At 66.6% G+C, this 19406-nt stretch carries 16 protein-coding genes; 9 read left to right on the top strand and 7 right to left on the bottom strand.

Translation table 11 applies throughout. From position 1 onward, the window contains the following. Positions 1-265: 265 nt before the first annotated feature. Genes purH through rpe form a run of 3 tightly spaced genes read right to left on the bottom strand, consistent with a single transcriptional unit; the run spans position 266 to position 4431 of the window. Positions 266-1867, bottom strand: a complete 1602-nt coding sequence (purH, locus tag Q0L48_RS07055) for a bifunctional phosphoribosylaminoimidazolecarboxamide formyltransferase/IMP cyclohydrolase (RefSeq protein WP_296718946.1) — start codon at positions 1865-1867, stop codon at positions 266-268. A 12-nt stretch (positions 1868-1879) separates the two neighbouring features. Next, the gene (locus Q0L48_RS07050; RefSeq protein ID WP_296718943.1) at positions 1880-3769 is read right to left on the bottom strand and encodes a heparinase II/III family protein; all 1890 of its coding nucleotides are present in this window, start codon (positions 3767-3769) and stop codon (positions 1880-1882) included. Further along, positions 3769-4431, bottom strand: coding sequence for a ribulose-phosphate 3-epimerase (gene rpe / locus Q0L48_RS07045; protein WP_296718940.1), 663 nt, complete (start codon positions 4429-4431; stop codon positions 3769-3771). Before rpe ends, Q0L48_RS07050 begins: the two co-directional genes overlap by 1 nt. Before the next feature lie 252 nt (positions 4432-4683). Here rpe and Q0L48_RS07040 point away from each other — a divergent pair, with 252 nt between their 5' ends. Next, positions 4684-5211 carry a DUF2141 domain-containing protein gene (locus tag Q0L48_RS07040; RefSeq protein ID WP_296718937.1) on the top strand — a complete coding sequence of 176 codons (528 nt, stop codon included), beginning with the start codon at positions 4684-4686 and terminating at the stop codon, positions 5209-5211. Positions 5212-5218: 7 nt separating this feature from the next. On the opposite strand, the gene Q0L48_RS07035 is transcribed toward Q0L48_RS07040, so the two are convergent. Next, positions 5219-6133, bottom strand: a complete 915-nt coding sequence (locus Q0L48_RS07035; protein ID WP_296718934.1) for a hypothetical protein — start codon at positions 6131-6133, stop codon at positions 5219-5221. After that, entirely contained in the window at positions 6130-7173 is a 1044-nt protein-coding gene (locus Q0L48_RS07030) for a diacylglycerol kinase family protein (RefSeq protein ID WP_296718931.1), read from the bottom strand. The genes Q0L48_RS07035 and Q0L48_RS07030 overlap by 4 nt, the downstream gene beginning before the upstream one ends. A gap of 264 nt (positions 7174-7437) precedes the next feature. On the opposite strand from Q0L48_RS07030, the gene Q0L48_RS07025 reads away from it, so the two are divergent. Beyond that, a complete protein-coding gene (locus Q0L48_RS07025; protein ID WP_296718928.1) occupies positions 7438-8484 on the top strand; it encodes a LacI family DNA-binding transcriptional regulator in 1047 nt (348 codons plus the stop codon). A 10-nt stretch (positions 8485-8494) separates the two neighbouring features. Here Q0L48_RS07025 and Q0L48_RS07020 read toward each other — a convergent pair whose 3' ends face one another. Then, positions 8495-9583, bottom strand: coding sequence for a nucleotidyltransferase family protein (locus tag Q0L48_RS07020; protein ID WP_296718926.1), 1089 nt, complete (start codon positions 9581-9583; stop codon positions 8495-8497). Between the two features lie 296 nt (positions 9584-9879). Here Q0L48_RS07020 and Q0L48_RS07015 point away from each other — a divergent pair, with 296 nt between their 5' ends. From Q0L48_RS07015 to Q0L48_RS06985, 7 genes are all read left to right on the top strand, one after another. Continuing rightward, on the top strand, positions 9880-10035 hold the full coding sequence (locus Q0L48_RS07015; protein ID WP_296718923.1) for a lasso RiPP family leader peptide-containing protein: 156 nt from the start codon (positions 9880-9882) through the stop codon (positions 10033-10035). A gap of 116 nt (positions 10036-10151) precedes the next feature. Next, positions 10152-10439, top strand: coding sequence for a PqqD family protein (locus Q0L48_RS07010; RefSeq protein WP_296718920.1), 288 nt, complete (start codon positions 10152-10154; stop codon positions 10437-10439). Then, positions 10436-10909 carry a lasso peptide biosynthesis B2 protein gene (locus Q0L48_RS07005; RefSeq protein WP_296718916.1) on the top strand — a complete coding sequence of 158 codons (474 nt, stop codon included), beginning with the start codon at positions 10436-10438 and terminating at the stop codon, positions 10907-10909. Before Q0L48_RS07010 ends, Q0L48_RS07005 begins: the two co-directional genes overlap by 4 nt. Further along, entirely contained in the window at positions 10909-12813 is a 1905-nt protein-coding gene (locus tag Q0L48_RS07000) for an asparagine synthase-related protein (RefSeq protein ID WP_296718914.1), read from the top strand. Before Q0L48_RS07005 ends, Q0L48_RS07000 begins: the two co-directional genes overlap by 1 nt. Then, on the top strand, positions 12810-13781 hold the full coding sequence (locus Q0L48_RS06995; protein ID WP_296718911.1) for a serine kinase: 972 nt from the start codon (positions 12810-12812) through the stop codon (positions 13779-13781). Before Q0L48_RS07000 ends, Q0L48_RS06995 begins: the two co-directional genes overlap by 4 nt. Next, positions 13778-15607 carry an ABC transporter ATP-binding protein gene (locus Q0L48_RS06990; protein ID WP_296718908.1) on the top strand — a complete coding sequence of 610 codons (1830 nt, stop codon included), beginning with the start codon at positions 13778-13780 and terminating at the stop codon, positions 15605-15607. Before Q0L48_RS06995 ends, Q0L48_RS06990 begins: the two co-directional genes overlap by 4 nt. A gap of 70 nt (positions 15608-15677) precedes the next feature. Next, positions 15678-16955 carry an outer membrane beta-barrel protein gene (locus Q0L48_RS06985; protein WP_296718905.1) on the top strand — a complete coding sequence of 426 codons (1278 nt, stop codon included), beginning with the start codon at positions 15678-15680 and terminating at the stop codon, positions 16953-16955. Between the two features lie 34 nt (positions 16956-16989). On the opposite strand, the gene Q0L48_RS06980 is transcribed toward Q0L48_RS06985, so the two are convergent. After that, a complete protein-coding gene (locus Q0L48_RS06980) occupies positions 16990-19257 on the bottom strand; it encodes a polysaccharide biosynthesis tyrosine autokinase (RefSeq protein ID WP_296718903.1) in 2268 nt (755 codons plus the stop codon). Positions 19258-19406 lie beyond the last annotated feature (149 nt).

Below are 19406 nucleotides of genomic sequence, written 5' to 3'. Positions count from 1 at the left end.
CTCGCGATTCGTGTTTCCGTTCGTCCTGCCTCTTGTGGAGGACGCCGACTTGCACCGGCCTGAACGCGGCAGTCAGCCACCATTAGGGCAAGGAGACGATTTAGTTACGAGGCGAAGAGCAAAAAGTTGCGCCAGAGCGGTCAGGCACGGTCAAAACCCCGAACGGCGCAAAGTGCCGCAAGGCCGACCGGCCGCCCGCAGGTGCTCGCGCGCAGCGCGAAACAGCACCGAGGACGAAGGCGCGGAGGCGCCTTCGAAACCCAAGTCAGTGCCTGAAATGCCGCATCCCGGTGAACACCATCGCCAAGCCCGCAGCGTCGGCGGCGGCGATCACTTCATCGTCGCGGATCGAACCGCCCGGCTGGATCACGGCGGTCGCGCCCGCTTCGGCGGCGGAGATCAACCCGTCGGCAAAGGGGAAGAACGCGTCCGAGGCAACCGCGCTGCCATGCGTGCGCGGGGCGTCCCAGCCGTGGGTTTCGGCGGCTTCTTTCGCCTTGATCGCGGCGATGCGCGCCGAATCGCGCCGGTTCATCTGGCCTGCGCCGATACCGGCGGTTGCGCCGTCCTTGGCATAGACGATAGCGTTCGACTTGACGTGGCGCGCCACGGTCCAGGCGAACAGACAGTCCTTCAATTCCTGATCCGTGGGCGCGCGTTTGGTGACGACCTTGAGATCGTCACGCGTGACGGCGCCTGCATCGCGCGACTGGAGCAGCAGGCCGCCAGCGATCGTCTTCATCGCCAGACCTGCACGGCGCGGATCGGGCAGCGCGCCGGATTCGAGCAGGCGCAGGTTTTTCTTCCTGCCGAAGATTTCGCGTGCCTCGGCACTGATCGAGGGAGCGATCACAACCTCGGTGAAGATCCCTGCAATCGCCTCGGCCGTTGCGCCGTCGAGCTCGCAATTGACCGCGACGATCCCGCCGAACGCCGAGACGCTATCGCATGCCAGCGCCGCTTCCCATGCTTCGAGCAGCGATCCGCCTTGTGCCACACCGCAGGGATTGGCGTGCTTGACGATCACCACCGCAGGTTCCTGCCCCGCAAACTCCGCCGCCAGTTCCAGCGCGGCATCGGCATCGTTGAGATTATTGTAGCTCAGTTCCTTGCCCTGCAGCTGCGCAGCCTGCGGCACACCCCGCGCGCCGATCACTTGCGGGACATAGATCGCCGCCGACTGGTGCGGGTTTTCGCCGTAACGCAGCGTGTCGGCGCGCTTGAACGCCATCGGCAGGGTTTCAGGGAATTGTGTCGGTTCATCGCTCGCGGTCGGCGAGAACGCGAACCAGCTGGCAATCGCCGCGTCATAGGCGGCGGTGCGGGCATAGGCCTTGCCTGCCATCCGCGTGCGGAACGCCTGCGAGGTCGCGCCGTCATGCGCCTCCAGTTCCTGCAGCAGCGCCGGATAATCCGCCGGATCGGTCAGGATCGTCACAAAGCCGTGGTTCTTGGCTGCCGAACGCACCATTGAAGGCCCGCCGATGTCGATATTTTCGATCACCTCCGCGCGGTCGGCCCCCTTCGCCACCGTCGCTTCGAACGGGTAGAGATTGACCACCACCAGATCGATTGCGCCGATATCATGCGCTTCCATTGCCGCCACATGTTCGGGATTGTCGCGCAGTGCCAGCAGCCCGCCATGCACCTTGGGATGCAGCGTCTTGACCCGCCCGTCCATCATCTCGGGAAAGCCGGTGAGGTCGGACACATCGCGCACCTCCAGCCCCGCTTCGCGCAATGCCTTGGCGGTGCCCCCGGTGCTGACCAGTTCGACACCGCGCGCGGCGAGCGCTGCGCCCAGATCAGCCAAACCGGTCTTGTCGGACACTGACAGCAGCGCCCGGGTGATTGCCTTGTCGCTCATTGCGGGAAACCTCTATCCTGTCTTTCTCAGCAACCAGGAGAATTGCCCCCCGGCGCGCAATGCCAGTCCTTCGATCACCAGTTGCTCGGTGGCGTGCGGACGGCCTTCACCGTCGACCCACAGGCTGTCCTCGGCAGACAGAGTGATCTCGTCGGCGCTCGCCCTATCGCCGCGCAGACGGAATTGCCAGAGGCGGCCGTCGGGCAGCAGCAGGCTGGCCCCGCGCTTGTCGCCCGATAGCTGCACTTCCACCCCGCGCCCCAGATGAAAACGGATGGCAAAGCCGATCTTGCCGCGTTTGCCCTTCTTCGAAACCGGCACAAGTATGTCCTCGCCCGCCAGTTCGGTGCCGTCGCCGCTCAGGGTCAGGATGCGCTGATGCGTCAGGCCGAAGCGTTGGGCATAGCCATCATGCGCCGCCTCGATCCGGGTCGCGTCACGCCCGCGCGCGGGCACCGTCCGGCGCTCGATCTCGACCGTCTCGACCCCTTTGCCGAGCTGGCCGTGGAGCATGACGGCGGTGGAATTGGCATTGTCGAGCACCAGCGTCGAAAATGCCGCCGTGGCACGCAGGCCCTGCCCGACACGCGCCGGAAGCTGCCCGCCGGTCAGGCCTGCGCCGCCGCAATTGACGATCACCCGCGCGGGGCCATCCGAAAGTTCGAACGCCAATGTCGAAGCGCAGCCGATCCGGACGTGCCGGGCACGCGGCGGCGGGGCGGCATCGAACTGCACCAGCGTATCGCCTGCGCGCATCCGCTGGTAACCCCAGCCCTGCACCGCGCCCAAGGGACGGGTGCGCACGCCCGAAGCCTCGATCACCGCCGCCACCCGCTCGGCGGGAAGCGCGCCCTGACCCTGCCAATTGCCCAGCGCCCCGTCGCCGTGACGCAGCGACAGCAGCGGCGGCACCAGCAATTCGCGCATGACGCCCAGCGCAGGCGGCGGGGTGATTTCGACAGCGTCGTAACAGGCGATCAGATCGGTCAGCAGCCGGATCGCCTCAAGCTGGGCGGCCGGACAGCGTGACAGCACGCCGCCATCCTCGCCCACCATGTCGCCCAATGCGCGCACCAGCCCGGCTTCGCCAAACAGGCGGCGCGGCTTGCCGTTCGGCAGCAGCAGCCCGGCGGCGACTATGCCGGCCCAGCCTGCGACCTGCCCAAGCCCTGCCCCTTCGCGCACCACCTTGCGATCGAGCCAGTTCGCGGTTTCTGCGATGGCAGCCAGCAGCCGCGATTTCAGCCCCTTGCCCTGCTCCGCGCCCTGACCGGTCAGCACCAGCGGCGCGTGCACCAGCCATGCGACCAGCCGCAGCCCGGCGTGCTCCACATCCCAGGCGGGGGTTTTGTTCGGTTCGCGGTGGGCATGCAGCCACATCGTCGTGATCCGCTCGGCCACCGGAATGCAATCCGCACGCGGCGCGCTGGCCGCAAGATCGGCGAGCCACGAGAAAGAATGCAGCACGCGCTCCACGCCGGGCGCGGGCCGCGCCGAACCGGCGAAATCGAGGCTGGCAATCGGCAGGCGCGCGCCGTGAACAAGGAAATGCCCGGCGCGCAGCGCGGTGCCTGCAGCCCGGTCACCGCGATTGGGGCTGTCGACCGTCGCCAACATGCGCAGCGCCTGCGGCCTGCGGAACGGCGCGGCGAGCGCGTGGCCCGGCACCCCCATACGATAGGCCAGCCGGATCAGCGCTTCTCCCGGCCCGGCAGGCGCGGCGATGATATCGCTCAGCGCCAGCGCACGGCTCGGCTCCTCGGGCTTGGGAGGCAGCGGCGCGTCGCTGGCAGCGACATTCGGCTCGGCCCCGTCGGCCAGCGCCAATACCGGCCCGTCGCTTACCCGCTCCACCAGCGCATCGGCCCTTCGGCCAGCCGGGGTGCGCAGCAGCGTCGCCATCAGCCTTGCCCCTTCAGAGCGGCGATATTGGCGGCGTATCGTTCAGGCCCGCCCTTGAAGGTGGCCGATCCCGCCACCAGCACATCGGCCCCCGCCTCGACACACAGGCGGGCCGTTTCGGCATTCACCCCGCCATCGACCTCAAGATGAATGTCGCGGCCGGTGCGGTCGATCATGGCGCGGATGCGGGCGACCTTATCAAGCTGCGAGGCAATGAAGCTTTGCCCGCCGAAGCCGGGATTGACGCTCATCACCAGGATCAGGTCGACCATGTCCATCAGGTTGTCGAGCACCTCGATCGGCGTGCCCGGATTGATCACCGCGCCCGCTTTCTTTCCCAGCCCGCGGATCGCCTGCAGCGTGCGGTGGATATGCGGCCCGGCTTCGGGGTGGACGGTAATGATGTCCGCGCCCGCCGCAGCAAAGGCTTCAAGGTAGGAGTCGACCGGCGAGATCATCAGGTGGACATCGAACGGCTTGTCACTGTGCGGGCGCAGCGCCTTGATCACGTCCGGGCCGATGGTGATGTTGGGCACGAAATGCCCGTCCATCACGTCGATATGGATCCAGTCCGCGCCCGCCGCATCGATGGCGCGCACTTCCTCCCCCAGCCGAGCGAAATCGGCAGAGAGGATCGAAGGCGAAATCAGCGGCGCGGGCATGATGTGGCGCAAGGCCCCTTATGAAGCTGCATAATCGGCAATACGGGAGGCTCGAATCGGGCGACAAGCGTGCAGCGCAACGTTTTCCACTGTAGCGGGACCGAAATCGGCCTAAACTGCGGCTTATTTACATGATTAAGCGCAAATTCAGCCGCAGCCTGCCATTGCGGCCCTTCAACTGCGGCGCGCCATGCGTTGCAACCGGACCGATCCGGCACCCCCTTCTCCTTTCAACCCACAGGATTTTCGCCGATGACCTTCGACGCACCTGCCCGCCTTTCGCTTGCCGCGGTGCTTGCCGCTGCGGGGCTGGGCGCGCTCGACCTCGCCGCGCCAAGCCCTGCAGCGGCGCAGACGCTGGGCGTGAAGATCGACAATGACATGAGCCGCTGCGCGCCGGGCAAGGGCCCGGCGGTGCGGCTCGACATCAGCGGGTTAAAATCGTCGAGCGGCAACCTGTTCGTGCGCACCTACCGTGCGCGTGAAGGCGATTGGCTGAAAAGCCGCCGCTATCTCCACCGGATCGACACCACGCCGCGAAAGGGCAGTACGACGGTATGCGTACCGCTGCCTTCGGCGGGCGATTATGCCATCGTTGTCCAGCATGACGCCAATGGCAACCGGAGCAAGGACTTCTCCACCGACGGCGCTGGCATGTCCAACAACCCGGCAATCAAGACCTTCCTCGGCATTCCCCGTCCGCCGGGGCTGGACCAGACACGCTTCCGCGCGGGCGACGGGGTGACCCGGATCGCGATTCAGGTGAAGTATCAGAGCTGATCGGTCGTTACGCGCCGCGCCGGTGACGCCATAGCGCCCACATCACCTGCGGCGCCGCCAGCAGCGGGAAACGCTCGCGGAACGGGGTGACGGCGACCGGCATTCCGGTGTGCCGTTCGATCTTCCACGCTGCATAGCGCGCCGCGCCTTCGAAGGTGGTGCTGGCCTTGACCAGCCGCAGCAGATTGAGCGGCTTGCCCATCCGGCGGCGGCGGTTCCACCACGTCAGGATCGCGCGGCGCTGCGTCGCAGGGATTTGCGGGCTGAGCTGTTCGCCCTCCTGTCCGGGCGCGATCCCGCCCGCCGCCAGCGCCAGCGGCAACAATCCGGCGAAATGCGCGGCGTTGACGGAGAGGATGTCATTCTCCCGCCCGCTTTTCTCGACCCGGAATTCGGCCTGGTAGGTCGCGCGGAACAATGCGCGCCAGTAATCCTCCGCCGTGCCGCGCGCCGGGCCGAGCGCCGCTGCCAGCCGCGCTGCGGTGATGCACGCAGATCCGATAGCGGCGATCACCGCGCCCCGCGCCTCGGTGTCGGCTGTCCACACCAGCGCGCTCGGCTGCACGAACCGCGCCCAGATCGTCGTATCGGTCAGATCGCCCGCAGACGCGCGGGCAAAGGTGGAAAGCCGCATGCTTGCGACCTTGGCGCGCAGCATCGTGCCGCCATGCGCGGCCTCGTGATAGCTGACCCTCGGCCAGATCGCGGCCTCGCGGATGCCGGGGAGCAGAATGTAGAAATCGAGCACGCCGTCGAGCGAGCCGGTGCGAAGATTGGAACCGTAGAACAGCACCGCCCGCGCGCCCGCAGCCCTACCCAGCGAAGCGGCGAATTCGGCCACTGCAGGATCGACCGGAGCCGCAAGCTGGGCATCGATCCGCGCGCCGAGAGGGGCAGTCAGCCCTCCGCCGTCGCCGCTCATGGGCTGACGAAGGCGAGCTCCGGGCCGAGACCGACCCGGTAATCGCCCGCCGGGAAGGCTTCACCATCGAGAATGAACTGATCGTCGATCGACAGGGTGAAATGGCTTGCGGCGAGTTGGTGGATGCCGCGCTCCCGCAGATTTTTCGGCCCGCGGCCAAGCAGCACCAGCGGGATCAGCGCGGTGGTGCGGCGCGAGATCTGGTCGAGCGCGACCAGCTTCAGCCCGCTGCGCAGCACCCCGAACGGGCGAATCCCCGCAGGCATGCGTTCTAATGTCGAGGCAAACAGAACTTGCCGCATATCGGGATCGCCTCGCCCGCTATGCGCCATCGGCACGTCGCCCGCACCCAGCCCGATCCGCATCCGCGCCCCGCGCCGCCAATGGTTGGCGCGTCCGGCGAACAGCGACTGGGTCAGCGCCCACAGCCCGGTGACAGCCACCGCGAGACTGTTGAACGCGCCGAGCTTGTGCGCGCCCTGCCCGGCCCGGGTCGCGGTGGTGAAAGCACCGGCCCCCAGAATGAAGCCGGAAACGCCCGCAGGGCTGCTGCCGGGGCCACTATCGTCCAGCGGCATGACCTCCAACGGTCGGCGCCGCACGCGTCCGCCATCATCCAGCGCGTTGATCGCGTCCTGCAGCGTCCAGTCGTCAGGGATGCCGAGATCGACGGTCAGCGCGTTGGTCTTGCCTTTCGGCAGCACGGCGATGGCCGGCCAGTCGTCGCCAAAGATCGGCCGCCCGCAGGTCAGGACATCGCGCACCGTGCCATCGCCGCCGTTGATGACGAGCAGATCGATCCCGCGCTCCGCCAGTTCGGCCAGCGCCGCGGGAAGCTGCGCGCGCGCTCCGGGCTGTGCGATGTGGACATGGGGCGAAAGGCCGCAATCGAAATCGGCCCCGAGATTGCGATGGCTGCGCGGATTGTAGATCACGCCGACCACAGGCGGCTCATCGCTCGCGCCGCGACGACGGGTGCGGCTTCTATCCGAAGCATCGCCCCTGCTTGTCTGCGCAAATTCGTAAATCGGCGTGGCCATTGCGACCCTATAGTTATCCGGACACCAACTTTCCACAGTCATATTTCGCACAGCTGTAACATTCGGGCCCACAGCTGCCTGTTTTCGACCGGACGCACGCTCCGGAGGACGAACAGGTCGGGCGAAGCGCAAGTCCCACAACCATGAGCGAGGCGCGGCGGGCGGATTCCTGTCGGAAAACTGCTTGCGTGAACGCTCACATTGCCATCAAATGGCAATTGTGCGGCGGCAAACGGGTGCGCGGGGGCACACAGACGCAATCAGATGCAGGAGGCAGCGGCGCGAGGCATCACGATCGAGGACGTGGCGAAGGCTGCCGCAGTATCGCGGCAGACCGTGTCGCGCGTGATCAATTACAGTCCGCGGGTCAGCGCCGAAGCCAAGGCACGCGTTGAACAGGCGATTGCGCGGCTCGGCTACGTTCCCAGCCTCGCCGCGCGCAGCATGGCCGGGGGTGGCAGCCGATTGCTGCTTGCGGTGTTTGCAGCGCCCGCGCCCGGCGAAAGTCCTGCACTGCCGCTCGATCGGTTGCTGCTGTCGGGAACATCTGCGTGCAGTGCGCGCGGGTATCGCCTGCTGTTCGAGCCGATTGCTCCGAATGCCTCTCCGGCTCAGGCGGCGGCGCAGCTTGCCGCTACGCTGGGCGCGGTGCAGCCCGATGGCGTGATCCTGCTCCCGCCGCTCGGCAAAGTCGCCGATCTGCGCGAAGTGCTGGAAAAGCCGCGCCGGATCGCCTGCGAAACCCTTCGGGACAACGACGATACCCGCAAAAACCCCGGCGAGAGCGCAGCGCAAAGGCTGCTCGCGCTCGGCCATCGGCAAGTGGGATACATTACCGGGCCAGGCGACCCTGAGCGCTCCCGTCATTGGTTGGCGGGATATCGCCGGGCATTGGCGCAGAACGGCAGCCGCGCGCACCGGTATTTCGTCGCTGACGACCAGCCCGACATCCCGGCGGTGCTCGATTGTGCGCATTCGTGGCTGATGCCGACCATCCGACCGACAGCGATCATCACCGAACGGGCCGACGCGGCGCTGGCGGTGCTGCACGTGGCAGGTGCGCTGAAGCTGAGGATACCGCGCGATCTTTCGCTGATATCGCTGGAGGACGATCCGGCGCTGACGCGGAGCCAGCCGGCGATTGCAGCGCTGCACGACCCCGCCGCAGATCGGTTCGCTGCTGCCTGCGAACGCCTGATCGCGGCACGGACCGCCGCTGGCGGGGATGCCATCGGGGCCGAGGCACCCTCCGCACCCACGCCCGACCTGATAGAACGCGCCAGCCTGACGCGCGCGCCGCGCACGATTTGACGACCGGACCTCACGATACCGCCTTCCCCGCAGTCTCCGGAGCGGCATTGCGTAGCACTTCGCCCATCGCGATGCGGCTGGCCTGCGCGGCGAAATCGAACGAGCAGCGGGCGCTCGGCTCACCACCGCAGAACTGCCATAGCAATGCGCGCCGACGCGGCCAGCGCAGTCCGGGCGCATCGGGTGTGAAGACCAGTCGGGCGAGCTGCGCGGGTTGAGCCCAATCCGCCGCAACCGGTCGGCGCACGGATGCTGCAATCATATCCGGCAGCGGACCGAACAGGCTCTCACAGGCCGCGATGGTGAAATCCACCGGCCCTTCCAGCCCCTGCCGCCGCGCCAGCGCAGCGAACTCCCGGCCTGCACCGGGCGACAATTGCAGCGCGCCCGCCGCAAAGTCGAACGCATAGCGGGCCGAAGGCTTGCGATGGAACAGCTCCTTGCAGAAATTGAGCGCCGATATCAGCAGCGCGTGCTGGAGCGATGGCAGCGGGATCGAAGTCTCGCCCAATTGCTGGATTTCGGCCGTTTCGATGAAGTCTGCGGTATCGCGCGGTGCCGGGCAGCCGGGCTGTTGCAGCCGGTGGTGCAGATCGATCACCCCGCCGCCGGGATAATCGCAATGCACCTCGCCAAGCGAGAACTTCCACCACTGCGACGTTTCCGGACGCATCCGGAACCCGACCGATGCGAGCGCAGACAATGCCTCTTCGAACCGGGAATGCGGCACCAGCAGATCGAGATCGTTCGACCGTCGGACGAACCAGTCGTCATAAAGCTGGCGCTGATGGAACGGGCCTTTGAAGGCGATCGCGGGGATATGGTGCTGTTCGAGACAGGGGAAAGCGATCCGCGCAAGCCCCATCGCCCGGCTGTTGACCAGCATCGCCCGCGCCCGCGCCGCCTGCGCGCGTTCCTTCACGAAATCGGGGGGCGTCAGTTGCGCACGCGCAAAGCCCGTCTCGCACGCCGCCCATAACCGAGCATGATCGACCAGACCGGCAAAAATTTCGGGCGGACCAACGGTTTCGAGCACCTCGCCAAGGTGCCGCGAATCTCCGGTTAGCGCGCAGCGGCACAAAGCGACTAACGCATTCAAATCGCCCGCCTCGCGCATGGTTTCAGTCCAATCAGCGCAAAGGCTAAGCTGCGCCGCGTCATGGTTTATATCCTGTGTGAGTGCAGTCATGATTCCCCAAAGTCAGAAGGTGTCAGTCGCAAGACTCGTAAGCCTGCGATAGGGACAAAGAGGGGAATTTAAACAACGTATTTTATCATTATAGCGTTCGCTATGAAGTAGAATTCGTCACGTCTTCCCAAATTGTTCGTAAATGGCGGTGCGCATACGGCAGCCGCTTATTGGTGCATTACTGCACACTAACAAGGAGAACAGATATGACTTCAAAAACCTATGACACTCCGCTTCTCGAAGAGCTCGGAACCTTCGAGCGTCTAACGCAGGCCACTGGCTGCCCGGATGCGCTGGATTCGATGTTCCCGGCCGGCACGCCGTTCGGCGAGCTGACCTGCGGTGAAGACGGAATGTCCTGACCCGAATGGCGTCAGGGAGCGCGGCATATCGCACGCATGCGGCAAAACCGCTCGGCGTTACCGTGTTTCCTGTCGCTCCTTCCGTGGTGGCCCTGTTTCCATAAGGGGAGATGCGCATGGCCAAAGTTGATCCGGCAACAATGATTGCTGCCGATGAAGAAGTGGTGGGGTGCCAGTTGGGCGAAGGCTCTGCACTGCTGAGCCTCAAGTCCAACATTTATTACAGCCTCAACGAAGTGGGTGCTTTCGTCTGGGATGAAATGTCCCTGCCGGTGAGCTTCGAACAATTGTGCCGCCGGACCGAAGCCGAATTCGGCGCTCCTTCCGCGCGCGTGCGGGGCGATCTTGCCAATCTCGTCTGCCAGATGGACGCGGCGGGACTGGTCAAATGCTTCCACGAATGAACGACAGACCAGCCGCACCGCCGGCACCCGCGCCCGCCCGCGCATCAGCGCGCCGTCCTGCGGTGCACAGCCGGTTCCGCGGGCTGCGGGCGGCGGCCTTCGATGCCCGCTGTCTCGCGATGCTCGCGGTGATGCGCATCGCGCTCAGCACGATCGGCTATGCCGCGATCCGCCGCCGCATGCCGCGCCCTGGAGGCCGGCCCGACTCCCATTTCTGGGCCCGTCAGGTCGCCCGCCGGATCGAACGGCTGGCACGTTTTGTCCCCGGCGCGAGCTGTTTGACACAGGCACTCACGCTGCAATTCGTGCTGGCGCGCAGGGGCCATGCCAGCCGCCTCCAGATCGGGGTGCGCAAACGTTTCGACGGGGCGTTTTCGGCCCATGCCTGGGTGACCTGCAATGATCGCGTGGTGCTGGGCCAGCGCGGCACGCAACTCGCCGATTTCACCCCCATCGCCGAGCTTGGCTGATGGCGGTGCGATCAATCTCCGGTCTGGTCGGCGACATCGCCCCGCACAGCTTCCCGCAATGCGGGGCACTGCACCCCAACAGCCGCGGGCCCGCACGGGTTCAAGGCACCACCTGCGAATGGACGGGATCAGGCGCGGCGCTGGCCAGCCGCGGCGGCGCGGCGGTCGAGATCGCCCCCGGCCTCGCCATCGTCGCCGATGCGCGGATCGACAATGCTGCCGATCTTGGCCGCGAACTGGGATTGGCGCCGGACGCCTCCACCGAAATACTGATCGCCGCCGCCTATCGGCGCTGGGGCGAGGATTGCCCCTCCCACCTGGAAGGCGACTTCGCCTTTGCGATCTGGGACGCGGGCGAACACCGCCTGCTTTGCGCCCGCGACCCGTTCGGCATTCGTCCGCTTTATTACACACATACCGGCGGCAGCCTGCGGTTCGCGCAATCGCCCGGCGATCTGGTGCGGCGGGCGGGCAGCCCACCGGCCCTGCGCGACGAAGCGATTGCCGATTACCTCTATGGCCGCGTGATCGAGGCCGAGGGGACATTCTTCGAGGGCGTCAGCCGGCTTCCCGCAGGCCATGTGCTGGTGCTGCGCGAGGGCGAACTGGCGCTGCGCCGCTATTTTCATCTGGCCCCGGCAGAGCCCGAAGGCAGGGATCTGCACGATCAATTCCGCTATCTGCTCGACGAGGCCGTGCGCAAGCGCGCGGCTGGCACCGGGCAGGTCGGCGCGCTGCTGAGCGGCGGGCTCGATTCCTCTGCCATCGCCTGCCTGCTGCGCGATCATCAGCAGGCCGAAGGCGGCGGCAATGTCCCGGTGTTCTCGATGGTATTCCGCGAACCCGAGCGCAGCAACGAGCGGCCTTTCGTCGACCATGTGCTCGCCACCGGGGGCTTTGCCTCGCGCGTGCTCGAACTTGACGGCTACCGCCCGCTCGATGATCTGGAGACGCTGCTGGAGGATTGCGACGGGCCAACCCACGCGCCCAACCTGGCGTGTATGCGCCGCGCGGTCGGCGCCGCGAACGAAAGCGGCATCGGCGTGCTGCTCGACGGGCATGGCGGGGACGAGGTGGTAAGCCACGGCTACGGCCTGCTGGGAGAACTCGCGGCGCGCGGAAACTGGCTGAGCCTGTGGCGCGAAGCGCGCGCTGCCGCTGACAATTACGGCCGATCGAGCCTGGCGCTCACCCGCCAGTTCGCTGCGCGCCAGAACAGGGTGGACGCGCGGATCCTTGCCCGCCTGCTCGCCCCGCTCGACCGCGCGCCGAAAGTTAGCGGCGGCGGTCCCGCGCACCTGCTGTCGCGCGACCTGATCGATCGCACCGCATTCAAGGAACGGCTGCGGAGTTTCGCCCAACCCGAAACGGCGGCGGGCGAACAGCAGCAGCATCACGCGGTGCTCACCAGCGCGCTGCAACCCTATGCGTTCGAAGTCCACGCCGCCTTCTATCGCAGCATGGGCGTGGAGGCGCGCTATCCCTTCTGGGATCGCCGCCTCGTCGAGTTCTGCCTGAGCCTGCCCGCGCACGAGAAGCTTTCCGGCGGTTGGTCGCGGCTGGTGCTGCGCCGGGCGATGGCCGGCATCGTGCCAGAGCCGGTGCTGGCGCGGCGCGACAAGCTGGATTTCACCGTCCATCTCGCCCGCGGCCTGGTGGTTCACCACCGCGACCGGATCGAAGCGCTGTTCGCCGACGAGCCCGGCAACCGGCTCGGCGATTACTGCGATCTCGGCGTGGCCCGGTCGGCCTTTGCCGCGATCTGCGCCGATCCCGATGCCGCGCCGGGCACGCAGGTGCAGATGGTGTGGCGCGCAATCGCACTCGGCACGTGGCTGACGATGCTTCGCGCGTCAGCCCCGCAGCCGCAATCCCGTCCAGCAGTCAGCGGAGTTGCTGCATGAACAACGCCACCCTTGCCACCATTGCCCAGCCTCCTGCGGCAAGCACCGTCCCGGTGACGCGCTACCGCGCCTTCGGGCTCGCCATTGCGAGCGACATCGAACTGCCCGAACTGGTCGAGGCCCCCGGCGCCTGCGCCGATCTGGAAATCCGGCTGGTCGATACCGGGCGCACGTTCCCGCCGCCCGAAGCCGAAGGCGAATTCCGGTTCGGCGACGATGAATGCTTTCTGCTCTATCCGCAGATCGGTGCCTTCCGCGTCTTGCCGCCCGGCCGGATCGAGGTCGAGCCGGTGCCCGGTGTCGATCCCGGACTGGTGTGCTTCCCGCTGCTTGGCCCGGTGATCGCCCTGCTGTTGCAGGCGCGCGGCGCGTTTCTGCTGCATGGCAGCGCGCTCAATGTGGGGGGCAAGGCGGTGTGCTTTCTCGGCGACAAGGGCGCGGGCAAATCGACCACGGCGGGCGCATTCCTGCGCGCAGGCCATTCGCTGCTGACCGACGATATCGTCGCGATCGAAGGTCTCGAAAACGGCCAGGGCGGCATTCTTCCCGCCTTTCCGCAGGTCAAACTGACCCGTGAGGCTTCCACCAGCCTGGCCCTGCCCGAAGTGCGCGAACGCCCGAAGGTGCCGATCGTGCTTTACAAGGAACGCTTTCTGCTGGGGCAGGGCTTCGCGCAGGAACGGATGCCCCCGGACCTGTTCCTGCTGCTGCACCGGAGCGATCATCTCGGCATCCAGTGGCTCGACCCGAAGGAGCGGATGAAGGCGTTCCTGCGCTTCTCCTACGGAACGCGGTTCGGGATGAGGGGCATCACCCCGACAATCGCTGCCCGCCATCCGCGGCAATGCCCCGCGCTGGCCCACCGCACGCGCGCTGCGATCCTGTCGGTCCCGCACGATCTTTCGCGGCTGTCCGAAGTGGTCACCTTCGTCGAGCGCGAGCTCAGCCGCCCCGATACGGCGCCGTGACGCCCGCAAACGCTCCGGCAAGCGGCGTCGGCGGCTTCCTTGCGTTCCTCGTCAAGCGGGGCCGACACCGGTTCGCATTCGCGCTCGGATTGCTGGTGCTGGGCGGGCTGACCGAGGGCGTTTCGATCCTGATGGTGATCCCGCTGCTGTCGATCATCGATGGCGAGAGCGGCGGCAGCTTCGTGTTGCCCGAATGGCTCCCGTTCGGCGGTGCATCGGTCAGTCTGGCCGCTGCGCTGGCCGCGCTGGTCGGCCTGATCGCGCTCCACGGATTGTTCACCCGATCCAAGAACATCTACCTCGCCGATCTGCTGTTCGATCTGCTCAACCAGCTCCGGCTGGACCTGTTCGCCGCAATCGGTGCGCTGCGCTGGCAGCATATGGTGCGCCAGCGTCCGTCCGATCTCCACCACCTGCTGACCGCCGATGTCGAGCGGGTCTATGCTGCGGCAATGGCGGTGATGATGCTGCTGCAGACCGCAATCCTGCTGGCGGTCTATCTTGCCGTCGCGTGGGTGATCTCGCCGTTGATGATGCTGCTGGCGAGCGGGCTGGGTATCGCCATCCTCGCCATTCTCGCGCCACTGCGCCGCCGGGCGATCCGGTTCGGGCTGGAGCGGACACAGAACAAGCGCGATCAGTACCGCATGGTTTCGGAATATCTGAGCGGGCTGAAGACCGCGCGCATTCACAATGCCGAGGAACCCTATCGCCAGCGGCTCTCCGCCAATCTCGACAAGGTTCATGACGAGGCTGTCGGCTATATGCGGCTGACGTCGCTCGGCACGATCGTTTCGCAGCTGGTCAGCGCGCTGGCAGTGGCGGTGCTGGTGTTTGCGGGTATCCGCGGTCTGAACCTCGCTCTGCCGGAACTGGTCGCCATGCTGGTGCTGCTGATGCGGATCGCGCCGCGCTTCACCGGTTTGCAGAACCATTTTCAGCAACTTCTGGCGAACGTCACGGTGTTTGACGACATCGAACGCTGCAAGGCCGAATGGAGCACGCAGGCCGAACCGCCGCCATCTGCCGGGGCCGCGCTGCCCGCGCTGGTGCTGGAGCGGGCCATCGTGCTCGAACAGGTGAGCTTTGCCTATGCCGGCGACGCGGAGCGCCCCGCGGTCGAGGAGGTCGATTGCACCATCCCCGCAGGCGCGATCACCGCATTGATCGGCCCTTCGGGCAGCGGCAAGAGCACCCTTGCCGATATCGTCTGCGGGCTGCTCTCCCCGAATACCGGCAAAGTATTGATCGACGGCGCGCCGCTTACGCCGGAGGGCGCGCGGGCGTGGCGTCAGCAGGTCGCCTATGTGCCGCAGGACCCGTTCCTGCTCGACGAGAGCATCGTCGCCAATCTGCGCCTTGCACAGCCGCAAGCGAGCCGGTCCGAGATCGAGGACGCGCTGGAACGCGCAGGCGCGCTGGCGTTCGCATCCCGCCTGCCGCAGGGGATCGACACGCCGCTGGGCGATAACGGCGCGCAGCTTTCGGGCGGTCAGCGCCAGCGCATCGCGCTCGCCCGCGCGCTGGTGATGAAGCCGCAATTGCTGGTGCTGGACGAGGCAACCAGCGCGCTCGACTGGGAAAGCCAGGCTGCGGTTGCCCGTTCGATCGCGGCGCTGAAGGGCCAGGTCACTATTCTCGCCATTGCGCACCGCCTGTCGATGGTGGCCGCCGCCGATCACGTCATCGCGCTCAATTCGGGGCGTGTGGTCGAAGTGGGCCGCTTTTCCGATCTCGCGGCAGGCGACGGTCCGCTGGCGCGGCTGGTGATGGCCGAACGCAGCGTGGGGGCACGCCAACCTGTCCATTCCGCCCCCGATTCCTGATTTATGTAAGTGCCTAACGCCGCACCTGCGACAAATCCCGCAACAGAAAAACACAGAAAAGGGGGGACCAATGCACCGACTGCGCCAGACAAGGGCCTACGCAAAGGGGGGCATCGTCCTCGCCGGTTTGCTGCTCGGCACGACTATCCATACAGCAGCGCATGCGCAGGACGCGCCGCCCAGCCCCGGCCAGCGCGAACTCGACGATTACGAACCTATCGGCGGGCGGATCGGCAGCTTTCTGCTCTATCCCAGCGCCGAGGCGCGGATCGAATATGACGACAACATCCTTGCCCTGCCCGGCGGCGGCGAGGACGATGTCGAACTCACGGTCAGGGGCGCGGCTAGGATCGAGTCCCAGTGGCAGCGCCACAGCCTCGAGGCCAATGCCTATATCCAGCAGAACTTCCACGCCCGCCTGTCGAGCGAAGATGCGATGGAGGGCGGTGCGCGGATCAACGGGCGGTTGGACATTGATCGCGACACCTCCGCACGGGTGGTCGCATCGATCGATTCGCTCGTCGAAAACCGCGCCAATATCGCCAGTGCCCGCGCCGCGCTCCAGCCGACGCGATTCCGCCGCGCGGATGCGCTCGCCGCCGTAGCGCATGATTTCGGCGCGCTCCAACTGACCGGCGATGCGCAAATCGTGCTGCTCGATTTCGATGACGTGCCGGCGCAGGGCGGGGGCGTGCTGGAACAGGATTTCCGCGATTCGACCTATCTGCGCGGTTCGCTGACCGCAGCGCTGGAGATTTCACCGCGCGTATCGGGGCTGCTGCGCGGGCAGGTCGACCGGCTGTCGTTCACCGGCGAGGAAGAAGAGCCCGACCCGTTCGATCGGGACACGACGGGCTATTCGCTCGAAGCCGGGGTCCGGCTCGAGCTCGACAATCTCCTGTCCGGCGAGATCCGGGCGGGCGTGCTGCACCGCGATGTCGACGATCCGTCTGCCCGGGGCCTCACCGGCGTATCCTTCGGGGCCAATCTCGACTGGTCGGTGACGCCGCTCACCACGCTTCGTCTGTTTGCCGACCGGCAAGTCGAGGAAGGCGGATCGCAACTGGTCAGCGGCAATGTTCGCAGTCAGGCGCGGCTGGTGGTCGAACACGAATTGCTGCGCAATGTGGTGCTGGAAGGTCAGGCGTCGTATGCCCAGATCGACACGATCGGCCAGATCGACGTGAGCGCGCAGGAATATATGCTGATGGCAGAAACCACCTGGCGGCTGAACCGCAACCTGCGCGTGTTCGCGCGGGCGGACCGGTTCGAGCGGTTCTCGGACGGGGATTTCTTTCGCGACTTCGCCCGCAACAGGGTGATGGCAGGGGTCCGGGTGGCTTTCTAGTCCACCCGGATACCCTGTCGCCTAATCCGGCCGATCAATCGACATAATAGCCGGCGAACTTGTTGTGGTATGAATAGACGTCCTGCTGGCCGGTGCTGCCGTATTTGCGCACATCGACCCGTGTCAACGCTACGCCGGTCAGGTTGGCATCGGCGGCGAGCAGCAGGTCGGCAGCGGTCTCGGCCGCCTTGATCGACGTGTCGCGCCAGCGCGCCAGCATCAGCACCTGCCCCACCTCCGCTGCGATCAGCCGCGTTTCGGCGACACCCAGCACCGGCGCGGTATCGAGCACCACCACTTCGAACCGCAAAGCCAGTTCGTCGAGCATCTCGGTCAGCGGCACCTGCACAAACAGCTCGCGTCCGTTGTGATCGGCGTGGCGCGAACCGAGCACCGACAGTCCGGTGCGCTCGTCCACCGCCAACGCCTGCGCCAGCGGAACTTCGCGCCGCAGATATTGGCCGAAACCGTCCCAATCTTCAGCCAGAAAGGCATCGCTCACCGCGTGGCGGCGCGAATCGCAATCGACCAGCACGGTGCGCACACCCGAATCCGCCAGCAATCGCGCCAGACAGATCGCGGTGGTCGACTTGCCCTCGCGCGGGAGCGCGGAGGTGACGGCAATGCTGCGCCCCGCGGCGCTGCCCTGCCCGAGAAGCAAGGTGTTCTTGAGCGCGCGGATCGCCTCGGTGAACTTCGATTGCGGATGATCCAGCATGTATTCGTAAGGCAATTCACCGCGCACGGAGCGCTTCACGGTGCTGTCCAGCTCGGGCACGGCGCCGGCATAGGCCAGCCCCAGCCGCCGCTCCACATCATTGCGGGTGCGGATGCGCGCGTCGAGATATTCCGCGCCGCCGATGGCCATGAAGCCGAGGATCAGCGCAAGCGTCAGGCCGCCAACAGTCGCCAGCGGGTAGCTGGGCGATGACGGCATGACCGGAACGCGGGCGAGCGATTCGATCGAGGCATCGGGCCGGATCAACCCGGATTGCGCCTCGACATCCTGCGAACGGCGCAGGAAGGTCTCGTAGATCTGCCGCGCAGCCTCGGCATCGCGTTCGAGCTGGAGGAAGCCTGCCTGCGCGGAATTGTTCGATGCCAGCGAGCCGCGTGCGCGTTGCTGGCTGGCTTCGAGCGAAGCGAGGCGCGAACGGGCGGCCTGCACATCGGATTCGAGCGACGACATCACCCGGTCGATCTGCTGCTGGATCTGACTGCGGATATCGACCAGTTCGCCCCGCGCACGGCGCAGTTCGGGGTGCTGATCGCCGAGCCGGTTTTCGAGCCGGGCGACCTCGCCGGTCAGTTCCGCCTCACGCGCGCGCAATTGGGCGACCGTGCCCGATTGCAGTGCCGCGGGAACCTCCGCCCCGCCTCCGCCGCGCCCGATCCGGTTGCGCGCCGCGGCAAGCTGCCCCTCCTTTTCCGCCAGCAAGGCGCGGGCAGATGAGATTTCCTGATTGAGGACGGACACTTCCTGTTCGGCCATGGTCGCGCCCTCGGCGCTCATCAGCCCGTTGCGGATCATGTAGTTCTGCAGCGCGGCGTCGGCCTGGGCCACGTTCCGGCGCAGCTCCGTCAGCCGGGTCTGCAGGAACTCCTGCGCCTCCTGCGACGTGCCTGCCTTCCGGTCCTCCTGTTGCGCCAGATATTGTTTGGCATACTCGTTGGCGAGCGCGGCGGCGAGTTCGGGAGTCTCGGCCTCTGCCTTGATGTCGATCAGATAGGTGAGGCCGGAGCGCCGGATGTCCATCCGCGCCAGCACCGCACCGGCCAGCGGGTGGGTGCCCGGCTCATCGGCGGCTGTCGGCGGAACTCTGGCCCCGGCGAATTGCGGCCAGGTATGCAGCCTGAGCGCTTCGGCCACGCGTCCGGCAAGACGGCGCGAGGAGAGGATTTCGACTTCGGTATCGATCACGTTGGTATCGCTGGCCAGTTCGGGCGAGACCGGATCGGATTCGAGCACTTCGGGCTGACGCGGCTCGATCAGCACGCTCGCGGTGGCCGAATAGAGTTCGGGCCGGGTCAGCGTGTAGGCCGCGACCAGCGCCAGCACGCCCGCCACCACGCAGAGAAACAGCCACAGGCGGCGGCGGAACACCAGCCACAGAAAGCCCGGATCGGGAAGGAATGGTGCCCCTCCGCCGCCGCCCGAGCCACCGCCCGAGCCGCCGCCTCCGCCACCGGAAGGGCCATGCCGCTGGTTGTCGTGCGCAGCAGACGTGCCAGCGGGCGGCGCGTTCGCCGATCCCGCTGCATCTGTCCTGTTTTCGACGAGCCCGTATGCGGTTGCCGCCAAGCGCGTTTCCCCTTTTTCTGACGTTTCCGCGCCGACTGCACGGCCGCCGAAGGGGTGCCTCGTTCCCGCGCATACGTCCCTAACCGATGTTGGCAACCCGCTTGAATTCCAGCGCGGCAGGGCTGGGCCACATGGCGCTGGGCCGATTA

The organism is Erythrobacter sp. (assembly GCF_024305245.1).
Classification (GTDB): Bacteria; Pseudomonadota; Alphaproteobacteria; order Sphingomonadales; family Sphingomonadaceae; genus Erythrobacter.
This window is presented reverse-complemented; position numbering and strand designations above follow the sequence as displayed.